The organism is Candidatus Eisenbacteria bacterium (genome assembly GCA_016867715.1).
In the GTDB taxonomy this organism is placed as follows: Bacteria; Orphanbacterota; Orphanbacteria; order Orphanbacterales; family Orphanbacteraceae; genus VGIW01.
In genome coordinates this window covers 1-15,714 of record VGIW01000080.1, presented here as the reverse complement: position 1 = coordinate 15,714, position 15,714 = coordinate 1, and the positions used below count along the sequence as shown (strand labels likewise).

Genomic DNA, 15,714 nt, shown 5'->3' with positions numbered 1-15,714 from the left:
CCGAACGACCGAATCCGCTCGGGTGGAGATCCGCCCGCTCCCGGACGAGGCCGAACGTCCGATCCTTCGTTTTCTTCCCCTCCCGCCGGGCGCGTCCGAACCCGTGATCGCGCATGAAGACGCGGCGGCGGGCGGCATCTCCCTCGACGAGCCGATGATCGCGCGCGGGACCGTTCTCCTCCCCATCGTTGTCCGCTCCGCGCCGGGAGGATCGGCGAAGGATCTTCCGGAGATCGTTTTCGATATCAACTATCGACGCGATCCCGCGAAGACGCACTCCTCGAGCTCCGCGCGATTCGGACGCGGCTCCCTCTCCTCGCTTGGCAAGCTCCTCGCCAGCGGGGAGACCCTGCTCGCCCCGTCCGAGGAAGAAGGAAGCTACCTCATCGTCTCCGCCCCCGAGCTTCTCCCCGCGGTCGAGCCGCTCGCGCGATGGAAGCGCGAGATGGGCTTCGAGGTAATCGTCGTCTCGACCGCCGAGACCGGCGTCGGGAACAGCCAGATTCTGTCGTACGTGAGAGACCTCTACGAGAACTCGGACCTTCCGCCCCTCTACCTCCTTCTCGTGGGCGATGTCGATCAGGTTCCGGGCTGGGATTACCACCAGAGCGTGTCCGATCATCCCTACGCCCTACTCGACGGGGACGACTTTCTTCCGGATCTCTACGTGGGGCGCCTCTCCGCGCGAACGATCCAGCAGGCGAACACGATCGTCGCGAAGATCGTCGGCTATGAGAAGGACCCTTACCGCGCCGACCCGTCCTGGTTCTCGCGCGCGCTCCTCGTCGCGGGGGACTTCAGCTCCTCGACGCCGGTCCCCGTGTCTCGATGGTGCCGCGAGCTCCTGTACGGAATCGGTTTCGCAGCCGTCGATACGGTTTTCTTTCCCCCCCATTGGGCGACCGCGCCTCCGTTCATCCGCGCCTCGATCGACCGAGGGGTCTCTCTGGTCAGCTACCGCGGGTGGGCGTACGGGTGGCGCGGCTGGGAGCCCCCGAAGTTCACCGTGGACCACATCCCCTCTCTCTCCAACGGATGGATGCTCCCCGCGGTCTTCAGCTTCGTCTGCGAGAACGGGAACTTCGCCGTGGCGGAGTGCTTCGGCGAGGCGTGGATCCGCGCGGGGACGCCGGAAGTCCCGAAGGGAGCGGTCGCGTTCCTTGGGAACAGCGAGCACTGGTCGCACACGAGACACAACGACGCCGCGGCGATGGGCGCGTTCGACGCGATCGGCGGCGAGGGCATCCACAGGCTCGGCGATATCCTCAATGCATCGAAGTTCGAGATCTATCGGGAATTCCCCGACATGATCTATTACGACAGTTTGGGGATCGACGGAAATCCGTTCGCCGACAACTCGGTCGAGTTCTACTTCTATATCTACAGCCTCCTCGGCGATCCCTCGCTGGAGCTCCGTCTCGGGCCCCAGAGAGAGATCGCGATCGCGAGGCCGGACACGATCGTCAAAGGGAGCAACACCTATTTCGTCCGTGTGACCGACGCGGGTGGAGCCGTTCCGATCGCGGGAGCGAGGGTCGGCCTCTCGCAGGCGGGAAACCGGCTCGCCTCGGCCTTTACCGACGCGGCCGGCGAGGCGCGGTTCCTCGCGGACTTCTCGAACGACGCCGCACCGGTCGTGATCACCGTGACCGGCAAGGGTCTCCTTCCCCTCAGGGACAACGTGACGGTCGTCGGCAACCGGACGCATCTCGGTCTCGCCGCGATCGCGGTCCGCGACGACGGGACGGGCGCGAGCGCGGGGAACGGAGACGGGAACCCGAATCCGGGGGAGACGCTGGAGATCCGCGCGACGCTTCGGAACCTCGGCTCCTCCGCGGCGACCGGAGTGCAGGCATCGCTCACCGCCCTCTCGACCGGATCGATCGTCGAGACCGCGACCGCCTCTTTTCCGGACATCGCGCCCGGAGCCGCGGCGGCGGCCGTCGCCCCCTGGGTGGTTCGCGTGAACGGAGATGTCGAGGACGGCCGCGTTCTTCGGTTCCTTGTCCGGGCTTCGTCGGGAGGCGTCGAGACGGACAATGCTTTCGATCTCAAGGTCCGCTCGCACGACTTCCGGTACCAGGCGCATCTCCTCGGCGAGGACGGCGTGCTCGATCCGGGAGACACGCTCGCCCTCTCCGTGACCGTGCGGAATGGGGGATCGGCCGCGGCGCCCGCGACGAGCCTCGTGCTCCGGAGCGGGACCGCGGACCTCGCGATCGTCCTCGACTCCGCATCGAGCCTCGGCCCCCTCGGCATCGGCGCGTCGGGAACCGCCGCGATTCCCTTTACGGTTCATGCGACGGACAGCGCCGCCGTCGGGCAGGGAGCGGTCTTCACCCTCGCCGCGACGACATCCGGAGGGATCGTGCGGACGACGAGCTTCACGATCGCCGTCGGCACGGCGACCCACCGCGCACCGCTCGGCCCGGACGCGTACGGCTACTACGCCTACGACAACTCGGATACCGACTACCCCGAAGCGGCGCCGCTCTACGAGTGGGTCGAGTGTTCCTCGGAATACGGAGGGAACGGAACGAACCTGAACCTCGGCGACAACGGCTTCGCGATCGAAACGCTCCCCTTCCCGTTCACGTACTATGGGGAGACCTACCGGAGGATCCTCATCTCGGACAACGGGTGGGCCGCGTTCGACACGATCCCATCCTACGATTTCTACAACTGGAGCCTGCCGAACCGATACGGCCCCGCCGCCCTGATCGCCCCGTTCTGGGACAACCTCGATCCGGACAAGAAGTACGAAGGCGCGCGCGTCGGGGACGGCGTGTACGTCTTCTCCGACACGGCGAACCAACGCTTCGTCGTCGAGTGGAGCCGCCTCGGAAACCTCCGCCCGCATCACGAGAACCGGACCGACTATGACGAGCTGCAGACCTTCCAGATGATCCTCTACGACCCGGTCCGCCACCCAACGCCGACGGGGGACGGCCCGATCCGATTCCAATACAAACAGATCGTGAACAACGATTTCGATCGGATGTACGCGAGCGTCGGCATCGAGGACCGGAGCGAGGCGATCGGCCTCGAGTACTGCTACACGAACCTCTATCCGGCTTCCGCGGCCCCGCTCTCCGCGGGCCTCGCGATCGAGTTCACGACGAGGCCGCCCCGCTATCGACCGTTCCGGCTGGAGAAATTCCGCGCGGAGCGGGATGAGAACGGCGTGCGGCTTGGGTGGGAGCCTTGCGACGATCGCCCGAGAGGATCCACCGTCGTCTATCGGACGGACACGGAAGGCGAGCGCGCGGCGCTGCCCGGGGGAGTGCTCCCCGCCGCCGCCCGCGCGTTCCTCGACCGGGAGGCGCACCCCGATTCCTCCGCCGTCTACTGGATCGGATCGCTCGATCCGGTGGGGAATGAAACGCTTCTCGGTCCGTTCGCCTACTCGGGAAGGGGCGCGCCGGCGGCACTCGCGCTCTTGTCGCTCGGGCCGAACCCCTCGCGCGGCTCCTCGATCGTGAGGTACATGCTTCCCTCCAAGGAGAACATCAAGCTTCGCATCTATACGATCTCCGGCCGGGTCGTGAGGACCCTGATCGACGGCGAGACAAACGGCGGGAGCGGAACGGCCGTCTGGGACGGGAGGGACGATCTCGGACGCGAGGCGCCGAGCGGGGTCTACTTCGCCCGGCTGGAAACGGAACGCGAGCGGCGCGCCGTGAAACTACTTCTACTTCGTTAGGGAATGCGGGTGAGCGGATCGCGCCCTCTTCGAATGTTCGTCGGCCGTGGAGGTCTTCTCTCCTACGCTTTCCTTTTCGCGCTCGCCGCGAAGGCCGAAGCGGACTCGTTCGATGCCGTGACGAGCGGCCCGCCGGCGGTTTCGCTCGCGACCGCGGGACGCATGGGGGACGAGGAGGATCCGGCCGCGGCACAGCCGAAGAAAGCCGCGCCGGGTAAGAGCGCCAAAGAGACGAAAGAGGGACACGATCTCCGCGTCTCGGGGCTCTTCGCTCTCCGATTCGAGTACGACGACAACATCATCCACTACTCGGACGTGGACCTCTTGGTCTTCTCCACCCAGCCGAGCTACGGCAAGTACTCGATCACGCAGGCGGGGGATTGGATTATCCGGCCGAGACTCGACCTCACCGCACGTTCCAAGGCGCTCACCGGCCGGGATCTCGAGGCACAGCTTCGCCTCACGAGCTGGCGCTACGTCGAGAACGCCTTCAAGAGCAACGAGTCGTATCAGCTCCGCCTGAAGCACCCGGGATTCGGGAAGGACAACTTCCAGCTCACGTTCTATCATGCGCCGATGTCTTATATTCGAAACTTCCGCGACCGGCCGCCGTTCACGTCCAAAGCCGCACCGCTCGCGTACACTGATTTCTCCTATACGTCGACTTCGGTCACGCTGAGCTATTGGCGCCGCCTCGCCTCCGTCCTCGAGGGGAAACTCGACGTGAAGCGCTCCTGGCGGTATTTCAACCAAGCCTTCATGGAGAACGATACGTGGGAGTGGCGCACCGGAGGTTCTCTCACCTGGCGCGCGATCGGCCCCCTCAAGATCACGGGCTCGTACGACTACACCGACGCGAAGGGGCGGGGAGCCGATTCCGCGGGCGAGACCATCGAGGCATCGGACAACGGCGATCCCTCCTTCGTGAGAGACACCTACGGGCTCGACTTCTCTCTCGGCTCGCGCAAGGGATTCCTCCGCGTGAACGATCTCACGGTCGGAGGCGAGTACCAGGCTTTCTACTTCACAAGTCGAAAACGGGCGGATCTGGATCCGCTCCACGTCGGACGCAAAGACGAGGTCCGCCGGGCCGAGATCACGTTCCGAACCGTCCCGGTCGTGGGAGCCGCCTCCCTCGAGGGAGGTTATCGCTACACGAAGCGCTCCTCCACCGCAGTCGAGGTCGCGGTCGGCATGGATATCGGAGAGGAGAAGGACTACACCGACAACCGAACTTGGTTCGGCATCGAGATACCGTTCTAGGAGGAACTTCGCTCATGAAGAATCAGGGTGGACGGAAGCCGGGGTGGAAAAGGTGGGGAGCGCCGGCGGCGGCCCTCCTTCTCCTCGCCGGCTGCGGCGAGCAGAAGCTCTACAGGCCTCCGACCGCACCGATCCAAGTGATCGGGAGGCTCAAGCTCCCGAGCGAGGCGCAGGACGTCTCGGTTCTCGGCGAGACGGCGTTCGTGGCCGGCGGGCAAGCGGGCCTTCACATCGTCGACCTCTCGGATCCCCGGCAGCCGGTCTTTCTCAAGACGATCGACACCGTGAAGTTCGCGGAGACGGTGAAGGCGGCGAGCACCGCGTTCGGCGGGAGCGTGGTGGACATCGCCTTCGTCGTCGAGGGGACCGAGGGGATCACGACCTACGATGTGTCCGATCCCTCGAATGCCTTCTCCTTCAACCAGGGAACCACCGCGGTCGACGGAAACGGGATGTTCGTCGAGCTTCCGGACGATCCGTCCGAGCCGTACGTGGTCTACCTCGCCGAAAGCTGGAAAGGGATGCGCATCTTCGAGTCGAGCCCGGCGACGCCGGGGCTTCTCGCGTACAACGGCGTCTTCGCAGACACGCGGGGCTTCGCGCGCGCGGTCTCCGTCAGGGACGGCTTCGCTTACGTGGCCGACGATGAGATGGGGCTCGCGATCCTCGATGTCCGCACGCGCTTCCTCGGCTCGGTCCAGGTCGTCTCCTCGTGCGACACGGACGGATACGCCCGCGGGGTGGCGGTCGAGGGGAACTACGCCTTCCTCGCCGACTACCACGGGGGGCTCGTCGTGATGGAACTCGTCGACGGGACGAACGCCTCGGGAGAGAGAATCCCGGTCCCTATCCTCGCCGCGACGCTCGCTCTCGGCGGACGGAGCCAATCGATCGTCGTCCGGGACGGCCTCGCGTTCCTCGCCGCGCAGGACGGCGGCGTTCATGTCGTCGACGTGTCGATCCCCTCCTCGCCCGAGTATCTCGGAACCGTCGTCACGCCCTTCGCGAACGGACTCTCGGTCGCAGAGAACGGCCTCGTGGTCGTGAGCGACCGCGACGAGGGGCTTCTCGTCCTCGGAGGACTCGACGAGTTCGACGATGTCATGCCGCCGTCGAAAGTCTGGACGCTCGACGCCGCCGCCGCTTCCTCGAACGCGATCCGGCTCGAATGGACCGCTCCGGGAGACGACGGCCTCTCCGGAAACGCATCGGAGTACGACATCCGCTTTCGCACCGGACCGATCGCCTCTGCGGAGGATTGGGATTCGGCCGCTGCGTGCGCGGGTGAACCCTACCCCTCAAAGCACGGGACGAAGGAGCGGTTCTGGGTGGACGGCCTCGCGCTCGGCACTGAATACCGTTTTGCACTCCGAACGTCCGACGAGGCGGGGAACTGGTCCCCGATCTCGAACCTCGCGGAGAAAGCGACGACCTTCACCAATGTTCCTTGCGCGGTGACCGAGTGGAAGGTGACGCCCGGCGTCGGCGCGCCCGGCACGAACTTCATCTTCGAAGTGATCTACACGGACTGGGACGGCGATCCGCCCGTGGAGGCGACGATCGTCCTCGACGGGACCTCGGACACTCTCGACTACGTGAGCGGGAGCATTCGCGACGGCGCTTTGTACCGATTCGCGAGGGTCCTGGACGACTGGGGACAGCACGAACACTTCTATCGGTTCAGCGACGGCCGCCATCCGCCGGTCGTGACGAACGTGATCGCGGGTCCCGGGGTCGGGTACGTGTTCACGATGGGGAGCCCCGCGAACGAGCGCGGCCGGGACATGGACGAGGTGCTTCACGAGGTCGCCCTCACGCGCGAGGTCTGGTTCTCCGATCACGAGGTGACACAGGCGGAGTACGAGACCGTGACGGGGACGAACCCCTCCCGCTTCCGCGGCGGCGGTTTCCCGGTCGAGAACGTGAGCTGGTACGACGCGGTTCTCTATTGCAACACGCGCTCGCGAGCCGAGGGCTTCGCCGAGTGCTATTCGATCCAAGGGGCGAGCGTCGTCTGGAACGAAAGCGCGGACGGCTACCGGCTCCCGACGGAGGCAGAGTGGGAACGCGCATGCCGCGCGGGGACGAACACGGCGTTCTTCGGCGGCGATCTCACGAACGAGGGGTGCGGTCTCGATCCGGTTCTCGACCCGATCGGCTGGTACTGCGGGAACTCCGCGCGCGCACCCCACGCCGTTCGCGGCAAGCAGCCGAACGCATGGGGCCTCTACGACATGCACGGAAACGTCTGGGAGTGGTGCTGGGACTGGTACCAAACCAATCTCGGGACAAGCATCGCCATCGATCCGAAGGGACCGGAAACCGGCTCGCAAAAGGTCGTGCGAGGCGGGTCTTGGTACTATTTCGCGCGCGAGTGCCGTTCCGCGGCGCGCGCCCCGTACTGGCCGAACTCGCGGGACGACGTCGTCGGGTTCCGCGTGGTCCGCACCCTGGTCGAGGACTGAACCTTGAGTCGGAGCGAGCGATTTCACTTCATCGATCAGTTCCGCGGGCTCGTCGGCGTCCTCATGCTCCTCGGGCACAGCTCGTACTACTTCAACGCGGTCTGGAGATACCTCGACCCGATCGACCCGGTCTTCGACAACTGGCCGCAATTCGCGCTCCGCTATCTCGGGTACATCTGCGCGCCGGGCTTCCTCATGATGAACGGCGCGATGGTCTGGTACTCGTACACGAAGCGCCGCGGAGCGGGAGACGCCGACTGGAGCGCGCGCTGGCACCTCATCCAGCGCGGCCTCTTCCTCGTTCTCGTACAGATGACGTGGGTGAACTCCTCGTGGGGGGGCTTCGCGGAGTTCAAGCCGGGGCATCTCGGCATCATCGCGTGCATCGGGCTCGCGATGGTCTTTCTCACGCTCTTCGTGGATCGCCCCTGGCCGTTCCGCCTCGGGATCGGGCTCGGGCTCTTCGCCGTTCATCCGCTCCTCCTTCGGATCTCGTACGATCCGTCGATCATGAATATCCAAACGATTCTCATGCAAACCTTCGTCGATTCCGGCGAGTTCAACAAGTACCCGGTCCTTCCGTGGCTCGGTCTCGCCGCGATGGGCTCGGTGATGGCCGAGGGATGGATCTGCGGCTGGAAGACGGCGGACCGCCGCGTGCTCATGGGGCTCGGCATCGGGATCGCGGCGATTCTCCTGGCGACCTTCGTCCGCCTCGGGCGGGGCTACGGGAACCTCTTCCCGTTCACCTCACTCGGCGCGTACTCCTTCTTCATCGATCAGAAGTACCCGCCGAGCCTCTACCACAATTTGTGGTTCTTCGGGTCGGTGTCGATCGGCGTGGCGGCGATCACGGCGATCGGGAGATGGGCGCCGAAGCTTCCCGCCGTTCTCGGGATCGTCGGGCGTGTTCCCCTCTTCTTCTACTGCGTGCACATCGGGATCCTCGGGATCTTTTCGAAGCGCATCGGGATCTACTACCGCGAAGGGGGAGTGGCCGCCTCGCTCGTCGGATTCGCGCTGATGCTCGTCGTGATGCTCCCCCTCGCCGCCTGGTTCGGCGGCGTGAAGAGGCGGAGCAAGAACTACCTCATCGGGCTGATCTGATGGAGAGAAGGAACTCGACTATGCGAAGGGGAAGGACGGCGATCGGAATCCTCGCCCTCGTCGCGGCGGCTCTCGTCTTCTCCTGCGCTTCTCGAGAGGAGACGCCGACGGTGCGGGAGGATTCCACATTGGTGTATCCGTCGCGGAAGGCGGGCGGGGTCGGGGCGCGCATCACGCTCTACGAGAAACGATCGACCAAGAGCGGGAAGCTCCTCGGGGAAGGCCGCCTCTTCACGATGGGCGAGGACGAGAAGGTGCGCGCGCTTGTGGAGATCGAGAACGGCCGCGCGCTCGGCGAGGCTCCCCTCCTCTTCCACCTCGTATGGCTCGACCCGAAGGGGAAGTCGATCTACACGAAGCGGATCGACCAGCATCCCGGCGACCCGACGGAACCCCTGGAGGGCTCGATTTCGATTCCGCCTGACAAACGCGAGCCGGGACTCTACACTCTCCGTGTCTACCTCTTCCGCGAGCTCATCGCAGAGAAGACGTTCGAGGTACGACGAAAGGAATAGACGCCCGATCCCCCGCACCCTCCGTTTCGGCGGAAGCGACACGCGGAGGACCTTGGAACGAGGCATTGGGCGGCTCGACGGAAAGCGCCATGTGGGTCCTCCTCCTCCTCATCGCGATCGTTCTCGTCTACTGGGGGATCGAGGCGGTTCGGCTCCATCGCGCCCTTCGCGCGATCCCGATTCGTATTCACGTGAACGGGAGCCGCGGGAAGTCGTCGGTCACGCGCCTCCTCGCGGCCGCTCTCCGCGAGTCGGGGATGCGGACGGCGGCGAAGACGACGGGGAGCAGGGCGCGCTACATCCTTCCGGACGGGAGCGAGGAACCGCTCATCCGGCTCGGCTCTCCCAACATCTGCGAGCAGGTCGGGGTCCTCGACCGTGCGCGCCGCGAGAAAGCGGAAGCGATCGTGATCGAGTGCATGGCGGTCCGCCCGGACATCCAAGTGATCGCGGAGGACGGCATCGTGCGCTCCACGATCGGCGTGATCACGAACGTGCGCGCCGACCATCTCGACGTGATGGGGCCGACGGTCGCGGATGTGGCGTATGCTCTCTCCGCCACGCTTCCGCGCAAGGGGTTCGCCGTCGTTCCGCCCACGCACCACGTCGATGTTCTGCAGGAACAGGCCGACGCCCGCGGGACGCACCTCGAGATCGCCGATCCGAGGAGCCTTCCGGAAGGCGCGATGAGCGGGTTCGCGTATCTCGAGCACGAGGAGAACGTAGCGACCTGCCTCGCGGTCACGAGGAAGCTTGGCATTCCCGACGAAGCCGCGCTCCGCGGCATGTACCGCGTGATCCCGGATCCCGGCGCTTGCACAAGCTGGACGATCGAGCACGCGGGACGCACGATCGAGTTCCACAACATCTTCGCCGCGAACGATCTCGAGTCGACCGCTTCGGTCTGGAAGCGCCTCGGGCTCGATCGGAGCGGGGACGGGCCGACGGTCGCGCTTCTCAACCTCCGCGCCGACCGCGTCGATCGGTCGGTCCAGTTCGCGGAGGCGGTGGAGCAGCTCATCCGCGCCGACCACTACGCGATTGTTGGCGATACGAGCGACCGCGTCCTCCGGCGCTATGCCAGGCGCGTCCCCGCGGAGCGCCTGCACGCGCTCGGGAAGATGTCGCCCGGCGAGGTCTTCGACCGTCTCGCCGCGATCGGCGAAGGGACTCTCCGGGTCGGCGCGATCGGCAACATCGGCGGGATCGGCCACGAGATCCTTCAATACGTCTATCAAAGGAGACGGGAAGCATGTTGATCGCCGAAGCGATCGGTCTCGGGCTCGTCGCGAGCCTCTTCTTCGTCGAGGCGGTCGGCTTCGCCGCCGGCGGCTTCGTGGTCCCCGGCTACATCGCGCTCTTTCTCGATTCGCCCCTCCGCCTTCTCGGAACGGTGCTCGCCGCGACCGTCACGTACCTCTGCATGCGCGTCGCGGGCCGTTTCCTTCTCATCTACGGAAGGAGAAGCCTCGTGCTCGCGGTCCTTCTCGGGTTCGTGTTCGGCGCGCTTACCTCGCGTATGCCTCGGATCGGCGCGCTCGATGAACAGGGGGCGCTCACCGCGATCGGCTTCATCATCCCCGGTCTTCTCGCGTATTGGATGACGCGGCAGGGGATCGTACGGACGCTCTCCTCGATGCTCGTCGCGGCGACTTTGGTCCGGTTCGCCCTCATCATCATCCACGGAGGTGCCCTTCTTGAAACGCCTCTTCTCTAGGGCGATTCCGTGGACGCTCCGCGCGGATGTTCTGCTCGTCGCGCTCGCCGTGATCGGCATCGGCTTCCAATGGCTCGCCGAGTCGACCCGTCGCCTCGCGCCGCAACCCCACATCCAGGAGAAGATGGCGGCGGCGACGCGCACCGTGCGCTGCTTCGAGGCGATCCGCCAGTACCGCATGGGAAGCCCCTCCTCCGCCGACGTCGAGAACGATCCCGAGGGGAGCGGCCTCATCGGGCAGGAGTTCACCCTCACGACCACCGACCGCGGCGTCCTCGAGTCGAAGCTGACGTCGGTCAACCCGAACTTCGCCGCGCTCTTCATCGACTACTTCCACGAGCTCCGGCTCCGCCCCGGCGACCCGGTCGCGATCGCGATGACCGGGTCGTTTCCCGCGCTCAACATCGCCGTGCTCGCCGCGGCCGAGGAGCTTCGTCTCCGCGCGATCCCGATCACTTCGGTCGGCGCGAGCATGTGGGGCGCGAACGACCCGCGTTTCACCTGGCTCGACATGGAGAAGCTCCTCAATGAGCGCGGACTTCTTCACACACGAAGCGTCGCCGCGTCGATGGGCGGGAGCAACGACCGGGGCCGCGGCCTCTCCCCGCGAGGCAGGGAGCTTCTCCGCGAAGGGATCAAGCGAAACGGCGTTCTCTTCATCCACGAGCCGACGCTCGACGAGTCGATCCGCCTCCGGACCGCGATCTTCGATCGGGAAGCGGAGCCGCTCGGGGTCAAGGCGTACGTCAACCTCGGCGGGAGCTCGGCGAGCATCGGCACGAGCCTCGGGGGGACGCTGATTCCGCCGGGCGTCAACCGGAGACTCAGGACTTACAATTGGACCCAGCGGGGCGTGCTTCATCACTACGCCGCCCGAGGGGTCCCGATCATTCACGTCTTGCAGATCGAATCGATCGCCGAGATCCACGGTTTCCCGATCGCGCCGGAGGAAATCCCCGCGATCGGAGAGGGGCAGATCTTTCACCAACAGGTGTACGATCTCCGAATCGTGGTCCCGGCGTTTCTGACGTTTCTCCTGCTTTGCTTCGGGGTCCTGCGCTCCCGCCACCGCGCGGCGCTCATGGCGCGCGAGGAGAGCGCCCTCAGAACTCCGGCGAGCGTGGAGGCGCCTCTCCAAAGGAGCAGCTGATGAGGATCCCCCTGTCGTCTCTCAACCGGCTTTTCGTCTGCGTGCTCGCGGCGGCGATCGCCGCGCCTGCCGCGGCCGCGTCGACTCGGATTCTCCCGGAGCCGGGCGCGGCGTCCATCAGGATTTCGATCGGCGGGAAACGAAGCACGTACCACGTCGCCACGCGCGAGACGCCGCTCGAGTTCCGTGTTCAAGGCCCGGCGCCCGTGCGCCTCTGCACGCGGTACCTTTATGCGGAATCCGAGGCGGCCGAGCCGAAGGAGTACCGCGTTCGGATCGAGATCGACGGCGTTGAGCTCCGCACAGTGGGGGAGGTCGCCGCGCCGGATCACCCGGCCCGTACGGCGGACGGCCTCCCGGTCGGTTCGTTCGAGAAATCGATCGTGCTGATCCCCTCCGGGTCGCATCGCGTGCGCGTCTTCCCGCCGGAAGAGGGACAAACGGTCGCCGTCCGCCTGTTCAAGGGTTACGGAACGAAAAAGCAGGCCGCGTGGGTCTCGTTCGCTCCGGCGTCGTACGAGCGCGCGGTGCGCCTGCACGCGAAAGAAGCGGAGACGGTCTATTATCGGTTCAGCGCGGACAAGCCGATCGGCTTCCGCATCTACGGGCCGCTCAGGGTGCAGGCGATGACGCGGCTCGATTTCGGGATGGAGCGCGCTTCCTCGCAGATGTACCGGATCCAGGTCTTCGTCGACGGGAAGCTCCTGACGAGCGTCCCCTTGAAGACGAAGCCGAGCCACACATCGGTCTATCCGGAGCTCCCCGAGATCACGCCGGGCCTGGCTCGGACGATCGAGTTCGAAATTCCGAAGGGGAGGCACGACGTGAGCATCGCCCTCGACTGCGCGACCTCCCGAACGGCGGCGCTCCGCATTCTGATTCCGCAGAGGGCGGTGCGGAATCGAGGGTGATCCCGGTCATCGTACCATGAGCGAGCGCATCCTCTTCGCGGTCGGTCCATGAGCTCTTCCTCCCTCCCGATCGGCGAGATCGCAGCCCTCGGCGCCGCCGTCATCTGGGCGACCACGTCGATTGTGTTCACGAGCGCTGGGCGCGCCGCGTCGCCGGTCGCGGTGAACGGATTCAAGACGCTGATGGGGACGCTCCTCTTCGCCGCCGCCCTTCTCCTCCGCGACGGGTGCGCGATCGGGCGCGGGATCTCGAGCGAAGATGCGGCGCTCCTCGCCCTCAGCGGTTTCATCGGGCTCTCGATCGGCGACTCGTTCCTCTTCCGCGCGTTCGTGACGCTCGGGACGAGGCGCGCGATGCTCGTCTTCTCGTTGAATCCGGCGATCGGGGCGCTCGGGGGATATCTCTTTCTCGGCGAGCGTCTCGGGGCGCTCGCGCTCGCAGGGATGGCGGTCGCGCTCGGCGGGGTCGCGCTCGTCATCGGCGAGAAGCGGCGCGCGGCGCCGGACGGCCTTACGCCGGCGACGAACGGGCTCGAACCGCCCGCGCGCTCGCTCGTCGCGCGGCATGTCGTTCTTTTCGGAGTGCTTTACGCGATCGGAGCGGCGCTCGGGCAGGCGACGGGCGCGCTCATCATCAAGTCCTCGCTCCAGCGCGTCGACACCCTCTCAGCGACCGGAATCCGCATGGCGGCCGGCGCGGCGGGGCTCCTTCTCATCGGCGGAATGACCGGGAGGCTTCGGCGGTGGACCGGGCTTCTCGTGCGCGGCCGGATGATGGCCCGCATGCTCGCGGCGAGCGTGATGGGACCCTTCATCGGCGTCTATCTCATGGTCGTTTCGATCGACCGCGCCCCGACCGGGATCGCGCTCACGCTTCTCAGCACGACCCCGATTTGGCTTCTTCCCCTCGGCGCGTGGTTCCAAGACGACCGCCCGTCGGCGAAGGAGATCGCCGGAGCGTTCATCGCGATCCTCGGGGTCGGGCTGCTCATGCTCCGGTGAGACGACGCGGGCGAGCTGGCGATTTAGGGATCGATCGTATGGAAATGCACGATCTGCTCCGAGAGCTGGAAGCGAAGCCGGTCGTCCGGGTCGAAGACGAGACGCTTCGCGCGCTTCTCTCGGGTTCCGAGATCCTGAAGGAAGAGCGCCCCCCGGGAATCGATCCGATCCGTGTTCTTCGAACCGGCGACGCGATCCTCTTCCAGGAAACTTCCGATCGAAAGGAGATACTGGTCCGGCGCTTCACCTCGCGCGAGGAGGCTTATCGCTTTCTCCGCGCCCGCCTCGATGCTCACGAACGGATTTGGGACGGCTGCGGATGCCGGATCGATTACTGGGGGTGAGGGGAGAGAGGGCCTGCCGCGCGCGGGAAACGAGCGGCGCGATCCTCTGCGCCGCCGGAAGACCGGGCTTGTCTCCGTCCGGATCCCATGCGAGAATGGGCTCGCCTACGCCGCATGGGAGAACGATCCATGCGGTACGCCCCGGCACGGGAGTGTCGCTCCGCTCCGCAGACCACGCGGCGAGCGATCGGCTCAGCCCTTGTGGTTTCCGAATCAACCCCTCCGCCTTACTCTGCGCCCCGACTGCTCGATCAGGTACGCGAGGCGATTCGCGCCCGCCATTACAGCCGGAGAACCGAGAAGGCGTACGCCGGCTGGATCGTGCGCTTCATCCGCTTCCACGGCATGAGGCATCCGAAGGAGATGGGGGCGACCGAAGTCGCCGCGTTTCTCTCCGATCTCGCGGCGCGGAAGAAGGTGAGCGCGTCGACTCAGAATCAAGCGCTCGGCGCGCTCCTCTTTCTCTATCGGCACGTCCTCGGCATCGAGTTGGAATGGATCGACGGCGTTCTTCGCGCCAAGCGACCCGCGCGGCTTCCGGTGGTCTTGACGCGGGGCGAGGCGGCCGCGATTCTTCGACAGCTCCGAGGAATCGAGTGGATCATGGCCTCGCTTCTCTACGGCGCGGGACTTCGGCTCCTCGAGTGTGCGCGCCTGCGGGTCAAGGACATCGACTTCGCTCGGCGGGAGATCACCGTGCGGGACGGAAAGGGCCGCAAGGACCGGATCACGATGCTCCCGGCGGCGGTCATACAGCCGCTCCGGTCTCATCTGGAAAAGGTCAAGCAGCAGCATGAGGCCGATCTTCGAAAAGGCCTTGGAAGCGTGGAACTGCCGGATGCTTTGGAGCGCAAGTATCCGAGAGCCCCCTGGGAATGGGCGTGGCAGTGGGTGTTCCCAGCCGCTCGCTTCTACACCGACGGAAGGACGGGACGGAGAAGGAGGCATCACCTGCACGAGTCGGTGCTCCAGCGGGCCGTGCGCGAGGCGGTGCTCCGATCGGGAATCCCGAAGCGGGCTTCTTGCCACACGCTCCGCCATTCGTTCGCGACGCACCTCCTGGAAGACGGGTATGACATCCGGACGATTCAGGAACTCCTGGGGCACAGCGATGTCGCGACGACGATGATCTACACCCACGTGCTCAACCGGGGAGGGCGAGGCGTTCGAAGCCCGCTCGACCGGATGGAACGGGAATGAAGCGGACGGGAGGCCGCACGTTCCAGCGGCGAGCCAAGGGAGATCCGATCCTCGGACTTCTCGCCCACGTTTATCCAGCTACGCGGGCGGGGCTCGCAGCCTATCCTGAAGAGCCCGCCGCGCTTCCCATCTCGCATTTCGTTGTCGCGCCTAGGGTTGCGAGCCCCTGCTCTCGGCTCGTAGCCCGGGATATACTGTTTCTTCTTGCAGGGATATCTGTTATGGTGGAACAATCGAATAGTAGTTAGAAAGCATGGGTGGGCGGCGTGTTCTTGGAGAGTCGCGGGAGTTCCCGCGGCCGGGAACTCCCGCGATCGACGCGGTGAGAGAGGGAACA

12 protein-coding genes are annotated in these 15,714 nt (G+C 65.9%); all 12 read left to right on the top strand.

The window, feature by feature from the left end; translation table 11 throughout:
• Positions 1-3,703: T9SS type A sorting domain-containing protein (locus FJY73_11580; GenBank protein MBM3321305.1), on the top strand; the 3,703-nt coding region annotated here is incomplete at its 5' end.
• A 9-nt stretch (positions 3,704-3,712) separates the two neighbouring features.
• Positions 3,713-4,966 (top strand): hypothetical protein, encoded by a 1,254-nt coding sequence (locus tag FJY73_11575; GenBank protein ID MBM3321304.1) that lies wholly within the window; start codon positions 3,713-3,715, stop codon positions 4,964-4,966.
• A 14-nt stretch (positions 4,967-4,980) separates the two neighbouring features.
• The gene (locus FJY73_11570) at positions 4,981-7,431 is read left to right on the top strand and encodes an SUMF1/EgtB/PvdO family nonheme iron enzyme (protein ID MBM3321303.1); all 2,451 of its coding nucleotides are present in this window, start codon (positions 4,981-4,983) and stop codon (positions 7,429-7,431) included.
• Positions 7,432-7,434: 3 nt separating this feature from the next.
• Positions 7,435-8,538: a DUF1624 domain-containing protein gene (locus tag FJY73_11565; GenBank protein MBM3321302.1), complete on the top strand. Its 1,104-nt coding sequence runs from the start codon at positions 7,435-7,437 to the stop codon at positions 8,536-8,538.
• Between the two features lie 20 nt (positions 8,539-8,558).
• Positions 8,559-9,053 (top strand): hypothetical protein, encoded by a 495-nt coding sequence (locus tag FJY73_11560; protein ID MBM3321301.1) that lies wholly within the window; start codon positions 8,559-8,561, stop codon positions 9,051-9,053.
• A gap of 89 nt (positions 9,054-9,142) precedes the next feature.
• Positions 9,143-10,312, top strand: a complete 1,170-nt coding sequence (gene pgsB / locus FJY73_11555; protein MBM3321300.1) for a poly-gamma-glutamate synthase PgsB — start codon at positions 9,143-9,145, stop codon at positions 10,310-10,312.
• Positions 10,306-10,770, top strand: a complete 465-nt coding sequence (gene pgsC, locus FJY73_11550; protein ID MBM3321299.1) for a poly-gamma-glutamate biosynthesis protein PgsC — start codon at positions 10,306-10,308, stop codon at positions 10,768-10,770. The genes pgsB and pgsC overlap by 7 nt, the downstream gene beginning before the upstream one ends.
• Complete coding sequence (gene pgsW, locus FJY73_11545; GenBank protein ID MBM3321298.1) at positions 10,751-11,920, top strand: poly-gamma-glutamate system protein; 1,170 nt, start codon at positions 10,751-10,753, stop codon at positions 11,918-11,920. The genes pgsC and pgsW overlap by 20 nt, the downstream gene beginning before the upstream one ends.
• Complete coding sequence (locus FJY73_11540; protein MBM3321297.1) at positions 11,920-12,831, top strand: hypothetical protein; 912 nt, start codon at positions 11,920-11,922, stop codon at positions 12,829-12,831. Before pgsW ends, FJY73_11540 begins: the two co-directional genes overlap by 1 nt.
• 48 nt (positions 12,832-12,879) lie before the next feature.
• A complete protein-coding gene (locus FJY73_11535; GenBank protein ID MBM3321296.1) occupies positions 12,880-13,833 on the top strand; it encodes a DMT family transporter in 954 nt (317 codons plus the stop codon).
• Positions 13,834-13,871: 38 nt separating this feature from the next.
• On the top strand, positions 13,872-14,177 hold the full coding sequence (locus FJY73_11530; protein ID MBM3321295.1) for a hypothetical protein: 306 nt from the start codon (positions 13,872-13,874) through the stop codon (positions 14,175-14,177).
• A gap of 129 nt (positions 14,178-14,306) precedes the next feature.
• Positions 14,307-15,377, top strand: a complete 1,071-nt coding sequence (locus FJY73_11525; GenBank protein ID MBM3321294.1) for an integron integrase — start codon at positions 14,307-14,309, stop codon at positions 15,375-15,377.
• The last annotated feature ends 337 nt before the right edge of the window (positions 15,378-15,714 follow it).

What these genes read in the sequence shown, in the direction of transcription:
- pgsC (MBM3321299.1), top strand. Translation starts at nt 10,306, where the DNA reads ATGTTGATCGCCGAAGCGATCGGTCTCGGGCTCGTCGCGAGCCTCTTC.
- FJY73_11525 (MBM3321294.1), top strand. Translation starts at nt 14,307, where the DNA reads ATGCGGTACGCCCCGGCACGGGAGTGTCGCTCCGCTCCGCAGACCACG.
- FJY73_11560 (MBM3321301.1), top strand. Translation starts at nt 8,559, where the DNA reads ATGCGAAGGGGAAGGACGGCGATCGGAATCCTCGCCCTCGTCGCGGCG.
- FJY73_11540 (MBM3321297.1), top strand. Translation starts at nt 11,920, where the DNA reads ATGAGGATCCCCCTGTCGTCTCTCAACCGGCTTTTCGTCTGCGTGCTC.
- FJY73_11535 (MBM3321296.1), top strand. Translation starts at nt 12,880, where the DNA reads ATGAGCTCTTCCTCCCTCCCGATCGGCGAGATCGCAGCCCTCGGCGCC.
- FJY73_11530 (MBM3321295.1), top strand. Translation starts at nt 13,872, where the DNA reads ATGGAAATGCACGATCTGCTCCGAGAGCTGGAAGCGAAGCCGGTCGTC.
- FJY73_11570 (MBM3321303.1), top strand. Translation starts at nt 4,981, where the DNA reads ATGAAGAATCAGGGTGGACGGAAGCCGGGGTGGAAAAGGTGGGGAGCG.
- pgsB (MBM3321300.1), top strand. Translation starts at nt 9,143, where the DNA reads ATGTGGGTCCTCCTCCTCCTCATCGCGATCGTTCTCGTCTACTGGGGG.